Origin of the sequence: Burkholderia sp. LS-044 (genome assembly GCF_004803625.1) — a bacterium.
Lineage (GTDB): Bacteria > Pseudomonadota > Gammaproteobacteria > Burkholderiales > Burkholderiaceae > Burkholderia > Burkholderia cepacia.
The window spans coordinates 198,487-213,844 of sequence record NZ_SSWO01000007.1; the positions used below are offsets into that span (position 1 = coordinate 198,487).

The 15,358-nt window shown below is 63.0% G+C and carries 18 protein-coding genes and 1 tRNA gene; 7 read left to right on the plus strand and 12 right to left on the minus strand.

Features of this window, described 5'->3' with window-relative positions:
• Positions 1 to 19 precede the first annotated feature (19 nt).
• From E9536_RS20000 to E9536_RS20015, 4 genes are all read left to right on the plus strand, one after another.
• Positions 20 to 265, plus strand: a complete 246-nt coding sequence (locus tag E9536_RS20000; RefSeq protein WP_011351864.1) for a hypothetical protein — start codon at positions 20 to 22, stop codon at positions 263 to 265.
• 130 nt (positions 266 to 395) lie between these two features.
• Positions 396 to 1,382, plus strand: coding sequence for a tRNA dihydrouridine(20/20a) synthase DusA (gene dusA, locus E9536_RS20005; protein ID WP_021161571.1), 987 nt, complete (start codon positions 396 to 398; stop codon positions 1,380 to 1,382).
• A 57-nt stretch (positions 1,383 to 1,439) separates the two neighbouring features.
• A tRNA-His gene (locus tag E9536_RS20010) sits at positions 1,440 to 1,515 on the plus strand.
• A gap of 76 nt (positions 1,516 to 1,591) precedes the next feature.
• Positions 1,592 to 2,152 (plus strand): hypothetical protein, encoded by a 561-nt coding sequence (locus E9536_RS20015; protein ID WP_168799544.1) that lies wholly within the window; start codon positions 1,592 to 1,594, stop codon positions 2,150 to 2,152.
• Positions 2,153 to 2,162: 10 nt separating this feature from the next.
• On the opposite strand, the gene E9536_RS42135 is transcribed toward E9536_RS20015, so the two are convergent.
• From E9536_RS42135 to E9536_RS20035, 5 genes are all read right to left on the minus strand, one after another.
• A complete protein-coding gene (locus E9536_RS42135) occupies positions 2,163 to 3,284 on the minus strand; it encodes a hypothetical protein (RefSeq protein WP_136470441.1) in 1,122 nt (373 codons plus the stop codon).
• A gap of 2 nt (positions 3,285 to 3,286) precedes the next feature.
• Positions 3,287 to 3,526 (minus strand): DUF4224 domain-containing protein, encoded by a 240-nt coding sequence (locus tag E9536_RS20025; RefSeq protein WP_060051606.1) that lies wholly within the window; start codon positions 3,524 to 3,526, stop codon positions 3,287 to 3,289.
• Positions 3,523 to 4,281, minus strand: a complete 759-nt coding sequence (locus tag E9536_RS20030) for a hypothetical protein (RefSeq protein WP_348772164.1) — start codon at positions 4,279 to 4,281, stop codon at positions 3,523 to 3,525. The genes E9536_RS20025 and E9536_RS20030 overlap by 4 nt, the downstream gene beginning before the upstream one ends.
• A 365-nt stretch (positions 4,282 to 4,646) precedes the next feature.
• On the minus strand, positions 4,647 to 4,817 hold the full coding sequence (locus E9536_RS41475; protein WP_168799545.1) for a hypothetical protein: 171 nt from the start codon (positions 4,815 to 4,817) through the stop codon (positions 4,647 to 4,649).
• The gene (locus E9536_RS20035; RefSeq protein WP_136470443.1) at positions 4,814 to 5,374 is read right to left on the minus strand and encodes a hypothetical protein; all 561 of its coding nucleotides are present in this window, start codon (positions 5,372 to 5,374) and stop codon (positions 4,814 to 4,816) included. The genes E9536_RS41475 and E9536_RS20035 overlap by 4 nt, the downstream gene beginning before the upstream one ends.
• A gap of 36 nt (positions 5,375 to 5,410) precedes the next feature.
• Here E9536_RS20035 and E9536_RS20040 point away from each other — a divergent pair, with 36 nt between their 5' ends.
• On the plus strand, positions 5,411 to 5,620 hold the full coding sequence (locus E9536_RS20040) for a hypothetical protein (RefSeq protein ID WP_136470444.1): 210 nt from the start codon (positions 5,411 to 5,413) through the stop codon (positions 5,618 to 5,620).
• A 331-nt stretch (positions 5,621 to 5,951) separates the two neighbouring features.
• Positions 5,952 to 6,176 carry a hypothetical protein gene (locus E9536_RS20045; RefSeq protein ID WP_136470445.1) on the plus strand — a complete coding sequence of 75 codons (225 nt, stop codon included), beginning with the start codon at positions 5,952 to 5,954 and terminating at the stop codon, positions 6,174 to 6,176.
• 4 nt (positions 6,177 to 6,180) lie between these two features.
• On the opposite strand, the gene E9536_RS20050 is transcribed toward E9536_RS20045, so the two are convergent.
• From E9536_RS20050 to E9536_RS20070, 4 genes are all read right to left on the minus strand, one after another.
• Positions 6,181 to 6,564 (minus strand): DUF4031 domain-containing protein, encoded by a 384-nt coding sequence (locus E9536_RS20050; protein WP_136470446.1) that lies wholly within the window; start codon positions 6,562 to 6,564, stop codon positions 6,181 to 6,183.
• Positions 6,561 to 7,898 carry a hypothetical protein gene (locus E9536_RS20055; RefSeq protein WP_136470447.1) on the minus strand — a complete coding sequence of 446 codons (1,338 nt, stop codon included), beginning with the start codon at positions 7,896 to 7,898 and terminating at the stop codon, positions 6,561 to 6,563. The genes E9536_RS20050 and E9536_RS20055 overlap by 4 nt, the downstream gene beginning before the upstream one ends.
• A gap of 731 nt (positions 7,899 to 8,629) precedes the next feature.
• On the minus strand, positions 8,630 to 9,178 hold the full coding sequence (locus E9536_RS20060; protein ID WP_136470448.1) for a hypothetical protein: 549 nt from the start codon (positions 9,176 to 9,178) through the stop codon (positions 8,630 to 8,632).
• Positions 9,179 to 9,470: 292 nt separating this feature from the next.
• A complete protein-coding gene (locus tag E9536_RS20070) occupies positions 9,471 to 11,267 on the minus strand; it encodes a DNA cytosine methyltransferase (protein ID WP_136470449.1) in 1,797 nt (598 codons plus the stop codon).
• 138 nt (positions 11,268 to 11,405) lie between these two features.
• Here E9536_RS20070 and E9536_RS20075 point away from each other — a divergent pair, with 138 nt between their 5' ends.
• Positions 11,406 to 11,999, plus strand: a complete 594-nt coding sequence (locus E9536_RS20075; protein WP_247873470.1) for a hypothetical protein — start codon at positions 11,406 to 11,408, stop codon at positions 11,997 to 11,999.
• A gap of 67 nt (positions 12,000 to 12,066) precedes the next feature.
• Here E9536_RS20075 and E9536_RS20080 read toward each other — a convergent pair whose 3' ends face one another.
• The 3 genes from E9536_RS20080 to E9536_RS20090 form a co-directional block, all read right to left on the minus strand.
• Positions 12,067 to 12,621, minus strand: a complete 555-nt coding sequence (locus E9536_RS20080) for a 1-pyrroline-5-carboxylate dehydrogenase (RefSeq protein ID WP_247873471.1) — start codon at positions 12,619 to 12,621, stop codon at positions 12,067 to 12,069.
• Between the two features lie 86 nt (positions 12,622 to 12,707).
• On the minus strand, positions 12,708 to 14,480 hold the full coding sequence (locus tag E9536_RS20085) for an AAA family ATPase (protein WP_136470451.1): 1,773 nt from the start codon (positions 14,478 to 14,480) through the stop codon (positions 12,708 to 12,710).
• On the minus strand, positions 14,477 to 15,358 hold the full coding sequence (locus tag E9536_RS20090; RefSeq protein ID WP_136470452.1) for a DNA translocase FtsK: 882 nt from the start codon (positions 15,356 to 15,358) through the stop codon (positions 14,477 to 14,479). Before E9536_RS20090 ends, E9536_RS20085 begins: the two co-directional genes overlap by 4 nt.

A 15,358-nucleotide genomic window follows, 5' to 3' on the forward strand; every position in this document is an offset into this window, starting at 1 on the left:
CGTCGCCACGGAGCGTGCGATGGAACCGAGAGGCAGCGACCTCGGCGATTTCAGCGAGCCGTACCGCGGCTTCGAGATCGAGGTGAAGACCGAGCAGGTCTGGGACGGCGAGCATGCGCATTACCGCGTGCTGCAGGGCGATGCCGTGCGGATCGACTGGCGGCTCGTCAAGGTGGACGGGATCCTGCTGACCGAACGACGCGTGATCGAGCGCGTGCTGGACGAGGCGCGGCGGGCGGTCGATGCGGAGCTGGGCGAGGGGTAGCGTGCATGCCGGGCAGGCCTGCCCGCTGTTGCGGTAAAATGCCGGGTTGTTTCCGCGCCGTCTGGCCTGTTGCCCGAAATCCATGTCCGTACCGTCCTCGCTTCCTCCCCGCCGCGTATCCGTCGCGCCCATGCTCGACTGGACCGACCGTCATTGCCGTTCGTTCCACCGGACGCTGACGCGCGATACGTGGCTGTATACGGAGATGATCACGACGGGCGCGCTGTTGTTCGGCGATGCCCAGCGGCATCTTGCGTTCACGCCGAACGAATCGCCGGTCGCGCTGCAGTTGGGCGGCAGCGAGCGCGACGATCTTGCGCGCGCGGCGAAGCTCGGCGAGCAGTGGGGCTACGACGAAATCAACCTGAATTGCGGATGTCCGTCCGAGCGTGTGCAGCGCGGCGCGTTCGGCGCGTGCCTGATGAACGAGCCGCAGCTCGTCGCGGACTGCGTGAAGGCGATGCGCGATGCGGTGTCGGTGCCGGTCACGGTCAAGCACCGGATCGGTGTCGACGCGGTCGAGGATTACGCATTCGTGCGCGACTTCGTCGGCACGGTGGCCGAGGCTGGCTGCGAAACGTTCGTCGTGCATGCACGCAATGCGATCCTGAAAGGGTTGTCGCCGAAAGAGAACCGTGAGATCCCGCCGCTCAAGTACGACTATGCGTATCGGTTGAAGCGCGATTTTCCTTCGCTCGAGATCGTCATCAACGGCGGCATCACGACGCTCGACGAGGTTGCGCAACATCTCGAGCATGTCGACGGCGTGATGCTCGGCCGCGAGGCGTATCACAACCCGTACGTGCTCGCGGAGGTCGATGCACGCTTCTACGGATCGACGGCAGCGACGCCGACGCGCGAAGAGGCGGAGGCGAAGCTGATCGAATACTGCGCGGCCGAACTGAAGCGCGGCACCTATCTCGGCGCGATCGTGCGGCATGCGCTCGGACTGTATCGCGGCATGCCCGGTGCACGTGGCTGGCGTCGTGTGCTGTCGGACAACAAGAAGCTCGCACGCGGCGATCTGGCCGTGTTCGACGAGGCGCGCGCGCATCTGAACGAGGCCGAAGAAGTTTTTGAAAAAAAAGCTTTGCAAGATTCAAAAGTGTTCGTATAATCTTGTTCTTCGCTGCTGAAACACAAAAGCAGCGAAGAACAAAAAGCAGTAACAGTGGTGGCTGTAGCTCAGTTGGTAGAGTCCAGGATTGTGATTCCTGTCGTCGTGGGTTCGAGTCCCATCAGCCACCCCAACGAATTCAAGCACTTGCAGCAGAAACAAGCTGATGTGTTACAAGTTTTGGAAGATGAGATTCCAAAATTTGGAAGATGAAGTTCCGAAAGCCCGCCGATGTGCGGGCTTTTTTGCGCTCATTTTTCGGGGAATCGATGGACGACTTTCTGCAAAACTTGCATTCGCCATATTGGTGGCTGTCGGTGGTTACCGTAGGTATTCTCTTGAGTATCGTTGCCGCCTATGCAACGCGGGGCCTAGATCGACTCTTTCGGTACTTCGGGAAAAAATGGTCGGATCGGTCCGAAAAATCGAAGGAGAAGTTTGCTCGGACAGTAGCCGCTCTGAAGCAGAGCCCTGAGGCGCGTGCCGCCTATTTTCGGGAAGAAGTAAGGCATCGCCATACTGCGATTTTTGGTGCCGTCGTTGCTACGTTCCTATTGGGCCTGCTTGGAGCGCTTTCTGCTGTTGAGCCGAATCAGGTGATCGCGAGCCAAATAGTAGGCTCATCGAAAATAGGCGGCCTTTCTGCGTTCGTATTCGCGTTCTACGCGATTTCGTCTTGCACTGTGGCATTTATGTCGACTGCATCCTATTCTGCGGCGCAGAGTATGGCGCGCCACTTGAAGGCAGCGGAAGGACACTTGTTGCCGTAGCGCTAGGCAACTATCGTGTTGCCCGTACCTTTCTTTGCCGGCGTCGGTCGTACGTCTTTCGCACCATGCGCTCGTCCGCATGGCCGGTCGCGTCGATAATCCGGTCGTCGCCTTCCTCCTGGCGATCGGTCACGGCCGCCGGGCGCATGTCGCGCAGCGCGAACCGTTCGAACGGCACGCCGCGCGCCTGCGCTTCCTTCTCGCAATAACCCATCAAGCGCGACCAGTTCGTGTTCCACCCGCTGCGCGTGTACACCTGGCCGGCAGTATTGCCGAACACGTGCACACTCGACGTGCGCTGCAGCGCGAGTGCTTCGTCGATCACTGCCTTCAGCTCAGGTGACCACAGGACCAGCTTCACGCGTTGTTGCTCACCGGCCTTGCGCTTCGCGATCGGCACTTCGACGCCGTCGGCCGTGATCGACTGGCGGTGCAACTCGCGCATCTCGGTCGGACGGCCGACGGTCAGGTACGCCGCTTTCACGCAGAGGGCGAGGATCACGTACGTCGAACTGGCATGCTGGTCGCCCACGCTGCGACGCGATCGCGCGACCTCGACGGCAAGCTCGATTTCGTCCTGTGTCACGTACCTCTGCCGCGGCCGCGTCGGGTTGTATTCGATGCCGCGGCACGGGTTCGTTTCGAGCTCGCCGCGGCGCCGGCCGTATTCGAGGACTGCGGACAGCAGGGCGATTTCCTTGTTCGCCTTCGCTGGCGCGCCGAGCTGCGCGCGCTTGTCCAGGTAGCCATACACGTGCTTGGGCTTGATGGCGGCCGGCGACATCTTCCCGAAGACCTTGACGAGCCGTTTCGCCTCGACGCGGTTCTCTTCCAACGTGGACTGTGCCTTGCGCCGCTCGTCGGTGTGCGGCAGACCATCCTGCCATTCGAAGTACCGCGCAACGAGCGCCTCGACCGTGCCAGGTTCGATCGCGTTCCCGTTGAGCGCCTCCGCGCGCTCGATCGCCTGCTTGCGGATCTCGGCGAGGGCTTCCTTGTTGTGGGCCGGGGCCGACAGGCGGAATGCCCATCTGCCGTTGGGCAGCTTGTAGCCGAAGCTGACCTTGTGTTTCCCGTAATGGGCGTAGAGCCGGAAGGGCAACCCGTCCGGGCGTTTCCGTCGTCCGATCATGATTACAGTGCGGCGAAGTTCGGTTCTTCTGACGCGGCGGTGCGGTGCCGGCGCGCGGGTGTCGAGGGGGCGGTGCCGTTCATGCGGGCGTCATAGTACTCGCGCGCGACGAGCGGTACGCCGGCGATGTTGACCGCGAACGGCCAGTGATTGCGCTCAAGCCAACGTTTCATGCACGCGTGGCTGCGCGGCTTGCAGCCGACCAACTCGGCCAGCTCCGGGGTGGTGAGGTAGAGGCTCATGATGCAATCCTTCGAAATGCCACGACCCAGACCCATGGGTTCGTGTCCCAGCCGTACCCGCGCGAGGCGTTCAGGCTGTCCCAGAGATCGTGAAAAGCGCGGATGCTCGGCGGCCGGAAGGCGCCGGTGCAGTAGCCGCGCATGTGATGGTCCTCGATCGTCACGCCTTCGTCGCGCGCATCCGATTCGCTGATGCTCTGCAGGCGCTCGGCGCGCACGCCGGTTATCTCGAGCGTGATGCGCGACGCCGCTCGCGGCATGTGGATCGACGGCCGCCAGTCGCGGTATTTGCCCTCCGGCGACTTTTCGCCGTCGGGCCCGTGCGGATCGTCGAGATAATCGGCGCGGTAGAACACCAGGCAGTCGGCGTCGTACGGCCCGAATGGGTGATTGCTGTGCTGCCACGTTTCGCGCACATACAGGCGATCGCCAACCTCGCCGTATGGGCACGGCTGGGTCCAATCGAGCAAGGAGCCGCCATCGAATGCCCAGAAGTGCGTGCGAGGGTCTGGATGGTGAAAAGTGAAGACGTCGCGCGTTGCCGCGGGAGGTTGCGATTTCACCGGGCGGCGTGTCTGCGTCTTGCGGCCTTGTAGGATGGCTCGTACCATCGGGCCAGAAAATAAAATCGGGTATTCGCGCATGGGCGTGACGGGTCCTTCGATAATTTGTAAGGGGCGTATGAGCAAAGCGCTGCGGGTGATACCGCTTGCTTGTCTAATAAGTGCAGCAATGGCATCGAACTGGACTGCCATCGGACAAAGCAAGCTCGAGCGGATCGAAATGGATCAAGGATCAGTTCTCCGGTCCGGGATGCAGGTAAAGGTCTGGGTGCGCGAAGTGTTTTTTTCTGACCGAACGAGTCCATCGGGTCGTGCGTTTGATACTTTGATGTATCGCCTGGCGATCGACTGTTCACAAATGACGTCGGCAGCTTCTACGGTTATGTGGAGCGAAAAAGGGAATGTGGTCGAGAGCGGAGTTGGGACTGACCGATTCGACATCGTTCCAGATAGCGTCCCAGAATTCGTTGCCCGGACCGTTTGTCCTTCTAAGTGACCTTCCAGTTATCGCGAGGAAGGGAATATGTCATGCGAGCTTCCTCGGAGTGATGGCGGCGTTAGACGATGCCGTCGCCGATGTCGAGCAGTCCGCCGCGCGCGTTGTCGTCATTCAACTCGGCTTGGTGGTCGCAGCAGACCGAGCGCAGCGTGGCGGCGACGGTGACGGTATCGCGGAGCAGCCGGTGCACGAAGTCGTAATTGATCTCGATGATGGTTCGGGTGTTCATGCCGCAAGCTCCTCTTCGTCGACGTCCATGGGTTGCTGAAAAACGCGGCCGGGCTCGCCGACGGGGATCGTCACGAGGCCGGCCGCAGTGAGAAACGGATTGCGCTTCATGGCGCTTCGGGCGGCGCGCGCTGCCGCCGATTTGATCGCTGCCGGGCACGGCACGTCCGGCGCATTTCCGACAGCCCAAACGGGGCGCCACTGCGCTCGACCGACGGGCGGAATCCAATCGACGATGTGCACCTCGGTTCGGTGGGTCGTCAGCAGTTCGCTGACGCGTTGCTGCGAGACTCCGCAGCGCTTCACCAGCTCTCGAACTGACAGCTGTTCCGTTTTGAGAATGGCGCGCATGTGATTCCATGCCGGCGCCGCGACCGACTTGTGGTCGCGCGGCGGCCGCGAGATCTTCAGCACCGTCCGCGCATAGGTCTGCACCGACTTCCGTGGATGTCGCGGAAACGCCGCGTAGAGCGCTTTGGATGGGATGTGGGACGGATAGAGGCGGGCGAGCAGACGTATCTCGCCGGTCGTCCACGGGTTCCGTGTCGACGTCGACATGCTACGATTCCTCCGGTTTTTTCCAGCGAGCACCAGATGAAGACGGTTTTCCTGATGCGTGGGTATGAGATGAACTGCACGCCACGCCCGACCGACGACGGCAAGTTCGCCGCGCAGGTCGAAGTGACGAAGGTGGGATTCAGCCGCGAGGCGGCCTTTCGGAAACTTGGCGAGTTCGACACCGAGGCCGAAGCGGTCGCTTACGCGAAGAATTTTTCGGAAGAGTGGCTCAGCAGATATGCCTAAATTTCTATTACATTAAGCTTTCTAAAAGTATAACATTCGGCTATTGCATTAATTTATTCCCGCCCTATGATTGGTAATCAGCAACTTCCTTGGAGAATAAAGTGGCTGATAAATCAATCGATAAGATGATGGAACGCGGGCGATCCGCATATGTTTCTATGATACGTGCGCGCTGGAAATCGATTTTGCTGCTGCAGCGCATATGCCGCGGAGACGAATCAGCGCGGGCTCGATACTCGCGGGCAGTCATCCGAGAAATGCAAGCAGTCGCTCGGTTTGAATCGGAGTACCCAATCGGCAGATGTGGGCTTGCTGATTTGAGGGGATAACCATGGCGAGAATCCAGACGCAAAGTGGCGCGCGAAACGTCCAAGAGGACGTCTATAAAGGCCGCAAAATCGAAGTTGTTACTGGCTATGATTCGCTTTCCGATAAATGGCCGTTTCACATCTACGTCGACGGCGCGCATCTGGTCGGCCAATGGAAAGCGGACCGAATGGAGGAGGCTTTCGAGTCCGGTTTTCGGATCGCTCAGGAGCAGCTAGATCGCGTTTAGTCGCTCACAAAATGTCCTCCGAGCCACTCGGTTCGATCGGTGCAGCTATGCGCGACTCGCGCCGAGTGGCTATAAATTTTTCGAGCCACTCGACCGCGTCGGCCGGCGAGCCGAGCGCGCCCGTTACGCGTCTGCGCTTGTTCATCGCCCCGCATTCGCGATAGGTGATTGGGATCGCCCCGGCGGTGATCGCGGCAGCACGCTTGCTGATCGCGATGTCGAAGTGCTCGTCGCGCGTGCCGGCGTGCTGAATCCATTTCGGATTGACGCCGATCTCGCGCACCATTGCGATCAACTCGTCGGTCGTGTCGGCGATGAGGTGCGACATCTTCATCCGACCGAACTGGCCGACCGGGTACCGGTACATGTCGTCGACGTAGACGGTCATGATGACGCTCCGGTGCGGGCGGCGTTGGCAGGGCCTATCGGCTTATGCTTCCAGTGCGTGTACTCGGGAAAGCCCGGGCTGACGAAGTGCGCCTCGACGATTGTCGGAAAGCCAGGATCGTTGTTCCATGCGAGAACGTCATCGCATGAAGCAATCCCCGCATCGCACGGGCGCTGTGCCGTAACGCTGATCCAGTCGTCGGTCGCCTCGGCGCGCGGCTCCGGCTGGCCCGGATGGGCGGCAAGAAGGGCGCGCAGCGCTTCGATATGCGTCTGCGATACGGCCATCGACCGGCGGTCATGCGCGGAAATATCGGGGTGATACATGTCGGCGAGAACGCGAAGGGCGACCTGCGGTGACTCGCCTTTTTCGTTCAGTTCGAGCAGTTCTCGGCAACGCTGGCGCAGATCGTCCGTCAGCCCGACCCGAGCGTCTGCCTGCGCGGGCTGCGGGGCGGCGGCAAGCTCGGCGCGGTATGCGGCATCGAGCGCATCGTCTCGATCCTTCCCGGATTGCTCGGTCGTGTTGAAGGCGATGAGTGCCTTCGCCCGCATATCGTAGGAGCGCTCGATCGGCACGAGCGCATAGCCAGCTGGGATCGCCGCCCCTTCCGCCACCGTCTCGTTGGCAGATGCGGTGCGGGCCGCAAGAACCTTTCGTGCGGCCTCGCGCGCAGCGACGCGACGAGACGCGGCCATCGTTCGCTCGATAGGATCGATTTCGTCGGGGTCTTCAACGTCCGTCACGATGCGCCACGTTTCCTCTGCGTCGAGGTATTCGCGCAGCGCTTCCGTTGCCCCGGTGACCTCGAACGCCGCCCGCTCGTCCGCTGGCGAGGGTGCGAGCTGACTGTAGGTAATCGTACCGTGCGGGTAGCTTCCCGAAAAACACGCGACTGATACCGTGCCCGAGTCGTTCGGCGCTGCTGCGGGCTGCTCGAGAGGGGATGCGGCGAGGATCAGATCGTCGGAGAATCGCGCGAACGAATCCGCATCCTGAAACAGCAGGCCGGAGAAGTAGGCTCCCGCGTATTTGCGCGCGATTGCTTCGATCGATTCACGCGTCAGCGCATCAGCGCGGCCAACTTTCGAACTCGTCCCATTGCCGCTGGCTGCTTGCGCGTCGACAATGCCCACGGCGGTCGAGTTCTCCGTACTCGGCCGCTGATCTGCCGCCTCGCTCGCCAGTTCGGGATCGGGGCTCTTTCGTTGGCTAATGTTTTCTGCCGTCATGCCGTTATCTGCGGAGGACAGTCCTCGTGCCTCGATTGCTGTTCCGTTTTTTTGCCCGCTCGCGCTTCGCGTGAGCGGGCTATTTTCGTTCCCAGTCGTCATGAATATTCCTTCGGCCAATGATGGAGAGCTGTGGTGAGAATCTTGTACTTCGCCGTTCTGGCTATGATTTTTGCAATCGCCTATCCGATGTTCCAGATGTACACCAAAACGGAAAAGACTTGCATGGACGCAGCTGTGTATCTGCACGACACGGTGGGTAGTTCGGATCCCGCCGATAGGGCGCGCCAGGAGCAGATGCTAGGCGAGTGCGCTGCGAATGCGAAAGCCGGTGCGTCATATGGCGACGCGGTCACCCGAGGACTCAATCTTTCGAAGTAGATTGAAAAAACTGGGCGCTATACAAGCCGCCCACAAGAAAAGCCGCGCATCCGAGGCACCGGAATTTGCGCGGCTTGGGGGAAGGTGGTCGTGCTACGATTCGCACCGAAACACGCGGGGGTGCGATCGTGCATGGTCCTTTCAAGTACATTGCGGCATTGCTTGCCGCGATCCTCCTCAGTACGTCGATGAGCGCGTTTGCGCATGACGACTACTTGATCGTTAACATTCCGGGATCTCTGACATACGTTGAGAAGCCCAGAGGGCCGGGGCTGTTGATTTCGTACAGCCTTGGCGGTGGGATAGCGAGATGTAAATCTTCGAGTCCAACGGCAACGACGGGATATTCTCCAGCGCTGCTATACGAATCCGGTTGGGGGCTCGGTGGAGAGTTCCTGCAGCCTGTCCGTCGAACCTTCCATATGCCCGACGAAAGCTAGGCCTTCCCATAGCTAGGTGCAGTAGGTCGACGCGCAGCGTGCTGATTCATCCCACTGCTGGGTGGCGGCGAGAACCAGCACGACGGCGACCAGCGCGTGTGCTTCTTCGCGCGTCATCCCGCATGCCTGCACGAGCTCGCCGGCCTCTTCGAAGAACCGGTGATTGCGCTCGAGCTTGCCCGCCGAGATCTTGGCGCCGAAGCACGCCAGCATCCACGGCTGCACGCGCTGCTGGAACGGCGCCGGCGCTTGCGTGAGCCGCGCGCGCAGCCACGCCGCAACGTCTTCGCCCTGCGGGCAACCGAATTCGCCGCAGATACCGTGGAGCAGGTCGAGATTCACGCGCACCGCGTTGTAGACCCAGCGCGCGATCGGGCGCAGGAGATCTCCGTCCTGCTGCGGCTCGATGGCGTCGAGCAGGTCGCGCACGATCTTGACGCTCGCCGAACTGTCGTTCGTGAGTTCGTCGATGTTGTCGCCGCCATGCTCCGCGTCGTAGTGATGGCGGATGAACTCGCGCAGCTGGTCGACGGTATAGCCGCCGTAGGTGTTGGTGGTCATGGTGTGAGCCTCGATGGTCATGCGAATAGGTCGCCCTGCTTTTTGCCGCTCGACTCCGCGAGGTGCGTAGGGCAGAAGTGGGTATCTGCGCCGACCAGGTGCGCATGCGCCGCGCACAAGTGCCGGTCGCATGTCTTTCCCGGCTTCGTCTGGAAATCGCACTGGAAGCCGCTTGGCGCGGTGCAGCCGTCGACCGAGCAGTGGTGCGCACGCTTACGACCGCGTGTGCAGATGATTCCGGAGATGCCACCGGGAAGGCGGAACGGGGTACAGGGCATCAGATGCCTCCGACTTAGAAGGGCTGCGGCGAGACCGTCAGCGCGATGGCGATCGGGCGCACCCAGACTGGCGTGGACGAAAGCTGGAAAGTCTCGCCCGATTCGGCGAGCAGCAGCGTCGTGCCCATCACTTCGGCGATCGCCTGGGCAGCGTCAGGAGGCACCGCGTTGCCGATGCGCTCGCGCCACGCCTGGTCGGAAAGGCCGTCGAGCTCAAGCTGCTCCTCCGGTTCCACGAGCGATTGCAGAACGGCGAGCTCGAGCGTGGTGAACGGCCGGTGCCACGTGCCGTCGAGCGCGCGTATGACGGCGACGGTCTTCTCGTTCGCTGCAGGCATGCGCGGGTCGGCGACGGACCACCGGCCGTTGTCGTGGCCGGCGGCCGCGGATACTGCGCCGCTATGCTGGTCCCAGCCGACCACTCCATAGTGGCCGCCAGTGAGATACGCGTCGCCGCGCTCGCGGCGCATGCCCGGGCGAGGATCGGCAACAGCAAACGCGCCTTGACCGCTGTCGCTGCGAGCGATCACGGTGCCGGCAGGTTCGTCGAAGCCGGTGACGCGGTACTTGCCGGCGCCTTCGAAGCCGGTGGTCGACCGCGGATCCTGCACGCACTGGCCAGTACCATGCGCGCTGGTGACCGCTCCCGCAGCGTCGTCCCACGGCACGATCCGAAATTCGTTGTTGTGCTTCGCCGGGCCGCCATGACGCGGGTCGGCGACGGTGTAGTAGCCCTGTCCTGGTGTCTGCTGCCCCGCGATCGTGCCGCAGTGGTCATCCCACGGCAGCACGCCATAGGCGTGGCCGTCGTTCCATTTCGCGCTCTGCGCAAATCGCGGGTCTGCGACCGAGAATGAGCCGTTGCCGGGACGGCTCGCGCCGGCGACGACTCCACTCGGCTCGTCCCAGCGATTCACGCCGAGCACACCGTTGTGCATGTCCGGCACGATCAGGTAGTCGCGTAGGTGGCCGTTCTCGATCGCGAGCTTGTTCAGGCTGCGCCAGTCGCTCCCGGCCTCGACGAATGCGAGCCGCACCCACGTCTTCCACTGCAGCGACGGCACGCGATGCATCGGGCCGGCCGCACCGATGTCGCCCGGCAACGGCATGCGGCCGAGCAACGTCCCGACGCCCTGCAGGCGCTTGACGGGCGGCTCGTACAAGCACGCCGGCACTTTCTCCATGTGCCGCGCGACGAGCAGGAACCGCTTGCGGCTCTGCGCGAGGCCCGCGATCACGCCGCAGTCGTGCGTCGTCTCGTTTTTCGCGTAGCCGTAGTGCTGGAAAAGCTGGCCGATCTGGTCGAGCAGGTGGCGGCCGCGCGTCGCGAGCCGGGGAACATTCTCGAACACGATCAGCTCGACCGGATCGTCCTTCCACGCCTCGCACATCAGCCAGACGCAGCGCAGCGTCAGTTCGTTGAGCGCCTGGTACTTCGGCGTGCGGCTGAGCGTCTCCGACAGCAGGCCGGACGCACCCTTGCACGGCGACGAGATGAACACGCAGTGCGGATGCTGGTAGCCGGCGGCGCGTCGCACGTCTTCGGGGGTGACCTCGCGCCACCCGGCCGGTGGCTCGACGCCGTGAAACGCGGTGTACTGCTCGCGCGTGAACAGATCCATGACCGTGCACGGCGTGCCGACCAGCGTTTCGAAGTCGCGCGCGGCCGCCGGATCGTTGTCGATCCCGCCAATGCAGCGCCATGTCGCGGTCATGTTGCCGACGCGAGAGGTGGCCTTGATGAATCCCTTCGCACCGCCGCCGAGGCCGCAGCAGAAACCGAAGCTGTTGTATACGCGCTGGACGTTCATAGATATCGGAGTAATTCAAAAAAACGGGCGCCGTAATGGCCGCCCATAAAAGAAGCCGCGCATCCGAGGCACCGGAATTTGCGCGGCTTTGGAGGGGGTGCGTGCTACGATTTGTGCACTACAAAATCGGGGAATCGAATGAAAGGCTGGAAGTTTCTTGGTGGGCTAGTCACAGCTCTTGTAACTACAGTGTTCGTCGCTCTATTTGGGGCGACTAGCGCATTGAAGAAACCATACGACCCGACGCTCATGGCATATTGGATGCAAGCAATCGGATCCATTGCTGCCATTCTGGGTGCACTGTGGGTCGCCAGCGAGCAGCATCGACGCGATGTCATGCGACGCGCGAAGGAAGACGCCGAGTCCGATTATGTTCTGAATGCCGAGATCGCATGGTTGGGCCTAGAGGTGCTTGGCTTTCTCAATCAGTTTATTGACGTCAAGCCAAATGAACGATCAGCATTAGTCATCTCGGACGACGAGGTCGCCGACCTTCTCACGCGTCTTTCGTGGTGTCGCCAACGAGCTAAGCACAAGGGGCAATTGGCGATGGTCGGAGTGATGCGACGGTCCCTTATCGGTACCGTACGGATAATTCGAGCTCACATCGCGAGGCCGACGGCGCTCTTCACGTTCGAAGAGGTTGAGAAGATTGAGGAGTTTCGTATCGGCGCGCGAGAGGCTTCGAATTCAGCAACCGGAGTTGAACGTACTGCGCAGTTCTCACCGTAACCCTGACTGGCCACCACGTATTGCTGCAAGGGCGAAATCGTAAAAATACTGGCGCTATAGAAGGTGTCTACCTCGCTGTGGCCGTCGCGGGTTGCTTCCGGCAGGATATCCATTCTGTGCCGCGCACGATCCGGCCGACCGGTTCGAGCACAAGCACCTCGGATTCCTTCTCGCTGCGCACGAGCGCGCTGCCGCGTCGCTGGGCTTTCTCGAGCGACGTGTGACGTTTCGGCTTGCAATACCTGCCGACCGTCACGAACAGCGGCGCGCGTGCGCCGACCGGGCCGAGTGTCAGCTCGTCGATGCGCGCTTCGAGTGACGCAGCGTTCGCGCGCCAAGTTTCAGCTTTGGCTACCGCGGCGTTGCGCTCAGCGGTGAGGCGTTCGACTTCGGCTCGCAGCTCTGCGATGACGCGTGAGGTGGTGTCGGCTGCTACGGCCGACGGCGGCAGGCCCGCAACAGCCTCGGCCAGCGTCAAAGCGACAACCGGCGGCGCGGCGTTGGCCAGCGGTATCGGCGCGGCGCCGCGCGCGAGCCAGTACACGTATTCGTTGCCGCCGCCGGCGCGCTTCTCGCGCTCGACGACCGCCTCGCCGAGCATCCGGTTCAGCTCCTTCGTCACGTCGAGATGCGGGAGCCCGGTTCCGGAAGCCACGGCCTTCGCCGTGGCTTCCGACGTGGCGGCGAGATACTTCTCGATGTCCTCTCTCATGCTGCCTCCCGTATCACGTGCTGCGTGGCCGGCGCGACCTGACCGCCCTCAACCCAGAAAGCTTCGATGGCCTCCGGCAGCCCGCCGGGCGGCGCTTTCAGGCTCATGAATACGAGCGCCGTGTCGATCTGGTTTCCATAGGCGAGATCGTCGAGCCAGTAGAGCAGCCGGTCGCGCTCCGGCCCGACCAGGACATCGGCGCGATCGAGCACGAGCAGCTTCAGGCCCGAGAAGTGGCTGATAGCCGCGGCGATGTGCGCGTCAACGCGCCAGCGCTCCGATTCGGACAGCAGGGCGTAGGCGCGGCCGTCGGCGAAGATCTCCATCTCCGGCGTGATCGTCACGTCGGCCCATTCCCATTCGGACATCTCGGCGAGGTCCGTCAGGCGCTCGTTCATCGGCGTGAGTGCCTCTTTGAGCAGATCGGCCGGGATCCCGTTCGGCGCGAGTGCGTCGGCGATCGCTTCGTACGCTGCGACATCTTCGTGCAGCGCCGCGGCCTGCTTTGCCAGGTCGGCGGCGCCGGCGGCGCGACGTTCGATTTCGCGAAGCGTCGCGATGTCGGTGTCGAGCTGCTTGCGGCGGCGCTGGAGGTCGGCCAGCTCCGAGCGCGCGGCGTCTCCGCTCTCGCGTGCGGCGGCCGCGCCACTGTCCGCCGCATCGTCTTCGAGCGCGCGCAACTGCGTCGCGGCCGCGTCTGCGGCTTCGAGATCGCGTTTGCGGTTTGCGGCTGCGTTTTGCAGCGTCTTCAGGCCCTGCTCGTACTCGGGTAGCTTCGCAGCCGCGTCAGCGTCGCGCGCGCCGGCTGCGGCCGCCGCCGACAGCACGCCGTTGAGGTAGCGCAGAAGCGCGCCGCACTCGGGGCACGAACATTCGGTGCCGGCCGGTGCCGCGCCGGCGCGCACACGAAGCGCTTCGACCTTGGGCAGGAATTCGGTGACCTGTTCGTCGGCGAGCTGCGCGAGCTCGACCGCCTTCGCGTAACCGGCGGCGCGCGTGCGCAGATCAGCGATTTTCGACGCACGCGCACGTGCCGCAGTGTCCGCCGCGTCGGCAGCGCCGATCTGCTGCTGCAGTTCACCGATCCGATCGTCGAGCGTCGCCCGGTCGCCCGTGAGCTTCCGCAATGCTGCCTCGTCGAACTCGACCGGTGCCGGGCGCCAGGTCGCTCCCTTCTGGCTGCCGTACGTCTCGCCGGTCGCGTTGCGCCACGACTGCTTCGCGCCGCGCGCGCGGTCGGCCGCTTCCTTCTGCGCCGCTTCGAAGCCGGCGCGCAACATCGGCGTGATGGCCGCGAGCCGCGCGGCGGCCGGTGCCGGTACCGCGTCGGTGCGAAACCCGAGCTTGTCGAGCAGCCGGGCGCGCATTTCGTCGACGCCGATCTTCACGCCCATCAGGTCGTACAGGAACGTCCGGCGCTCAGCCGCGCCGAGGTGCGCGAACCGCTGCGCGTCGAGCACCAGCGGAAGGCGAGGATCCTCGGCGAGCTCGCGCTTGAGCTTCCCGGACGGCAGCGTGACGCTGTTCGCCTGCTCGCCGCACGCGACCACGATCTGGCCACCGTCCGCCCCCTCGGTGACGAGCGAGCCGTATTCCTTCTTCAGCGCGACGCGCACGGTGTCGCCGGTGAGCGCCATGCGCACCGCTTCCTGCAGGCTGCTCTTGCCGGCACCGTTCGGGCCGGTGAAGAGGGCGACGGGCTTCGCGAGCCGGATATCCGCGGTGCGGATGCCGAGCACGTTCGCCACGTAGATGTCGGTGATTTTCACGCTGCTTCTCCTTGCGTTCCGCGCGGCCGCAGCACCGTGCGGCCGCCGTCCGAATCCATCGCACTGACGACGCCCTTGGCTTCGAGCAGCTCGATCAGCCGCGCGGCGCGGTTGTAGCCGATCTTGAACTGGCGCTGCACGCTCGAAATCGTCACCTTCTGATGCTCGATCACGAACGCTTCGACTTGGGCGTACAGCGGATCCTCGTTGCCGGACGCGGCTTGTTCCTCGTGCCACTCCTTCCAGCCCTTCACCCAGGCGATGCACAGCTCGCCGGCCATCACGGGGCATTCGCTCTCGGGCTTGCCTTCGGCGGCCGCCTGCCGGCCTGCCTGATGCTGTTCGTCGAGCTGCGCCTGGGTCGGGCCGTCGCCGAGCTTCGGCACCTCGCGGAAATCGGCATCGACGACGTCGCTATCGGGCTTGTCGCCGTCCATGCCGTCGCCGTCCTGGTCGGTGTACTCGCGGCCTAGGTCCAAACCGCGCTGATCCGATTCGCCGCGGATCTCGTCCATGCCGCCGGTGTGCTCGTCGGGGTTCGCAACAACGACCAGGACGGCTTTGCCGCTCGCTTCGTAGAGCTCATGCAGGTTCGGCTGAGAGCCGCCGAATTTCACGACCGCCTTGACGCCGTCCTTGATCGTGATCTGGTCGAGGTCACCCTGCACGACGATGCGACCGTTGCTGGCGATGAGGTGCGTTGCCATCTTCACGTTGTGGTCGACGCGTGCCTTCAGCCTGTCGATGACGTCGTTCTGCTTTTTCTCGGAGAGCTTTACCCAGATGTCGGGCATCAGCTTCATTTCGGTCACCAACGCGGAAAGCAGGTCTTTGCCGATGCTGTCGGCGGTCATCTGGAGAACGTTCTTGTCGGTCAT

What these genes read in the sequence shown, in the direction of transcription:
- E9536_RS20060 (WP_136470448.1), bottom strand. Translation starts at nt 9,178, where the DNA reads ATGACCACCAACACCTACGGCGGCTATACCGTCGACCAGCTGCGCGAG.
- E9536_RS20070 (WP_136470449.1), bottom strand. Translation starts at nt 11,267, where the DNA reads ATGAACGTCCAGCGCGTATACAACAGCTTCGGTTTCTGCTGCGGCCTC.
- E9536_RS20030 (WP_348772164.1), bottom strand. Translation starts at nt 4,281, where the DNA reads ATGGCAGTCCAGTTCGATGCCATTGCTGCACTTATTAGACAAGCAAGC.
- E9536_RS20050 (WP_136470446.1), bottom strand. Translation starts at nt 6,564, where the DNA reads ATGACCGTCTACGTCGACGACATGTACCGGTACCCGGTCGGCCAGTTC.
- E9536_RS20045 (WP_136470445.1), top strand. Translation starts at nt 5,952, where the DNA reads ATGGCGAGAATCCAGACGCAAAGTGGCGCGCGAAACGTCCAAGAGGAC.
- E9536_RS20000 (WP_011351864.1), top strand. Translation starts at nt 20, where the DNA reads ATGGAACCGAGAGGCAGCGACCTCGGCGATTTCAGCGAGCCGTACCGC.
- dusA (WP_021161571.1), top strand. Translation starts at nt 396, where the DNA reads ATGCTCGACTGGACCGACCGTCATTGCCGTTCGTTCCACCGGACGCTG.
- E9536_RS20075 (WP_247873470.1), top strand. Translation starts at nt 11,406, where the DNA reads ATGAAAGGCTGGAAGTTTCTTGGTGGGCTAGTCACAGCTCTTGTAACT.
- E9536_RS20015 (WP_168799544.1), top strand. Translation starts at nt 1,592, where the DNA reads ATGAAGTTCCGAAAGCCCGCCGATGTGCGGGCTTTTTTGCGCTCATTT.
- E9536_RS20035 (WP_136470443.1), bottom strand. Translation starts at nt 5,374, where the DNA reads ATGTCGACGTCGACACGGAACCCGTGGACGACCGGCGAGATACGTCTG.
- E9536_RS20055 (WP_136470447.1), bottom strand. Translation starts at nt 7,898, where the DNA reads ATGACGACTGGGAACGAAAATAGCCCGCTCACGCGAAGCGCGAGCGGG.
- E9536_RS20090 (WP_136470452.1), bottom strand. Translation starts at nt 15,358, where the DNA reads ATGACCGACAAGAACGTTCTCCAGATGACCGCCGACAGCATCGGCAAA.
- E9536_RS20025 (WP_060051606.1), bottom strand. Translation starts at nt 3,526, where the DNA reads ATGAGCCTCTACCTCACCACCCCGGAGCTGGCCGAGTTGGTCGGCTGC.
- E9536_RS20040 (WP_136470444.1), top strand. Translation starts at nt 5,411, where the DNA reads ATGAAGACGGTTTTCCTGATGCGTGGGTATGAGATGAACTGCACGCCA.
- E9536_RS42135 (WP_136470441.1), bottom strand. Translation starts at nt 3,284, where the DNA reads ATGATCGGACGACGGAAACGCCCGGACGGGTTGCCCTTCCGGCTCTAC.
- E9536_RS41475 (WP_168799545.1), bottom strand. Translation starts at nt 4,817, where the DNA reads ATGAACACCCGAACCATCATCGAGATCAATTACGACTTCGTGCACCGG.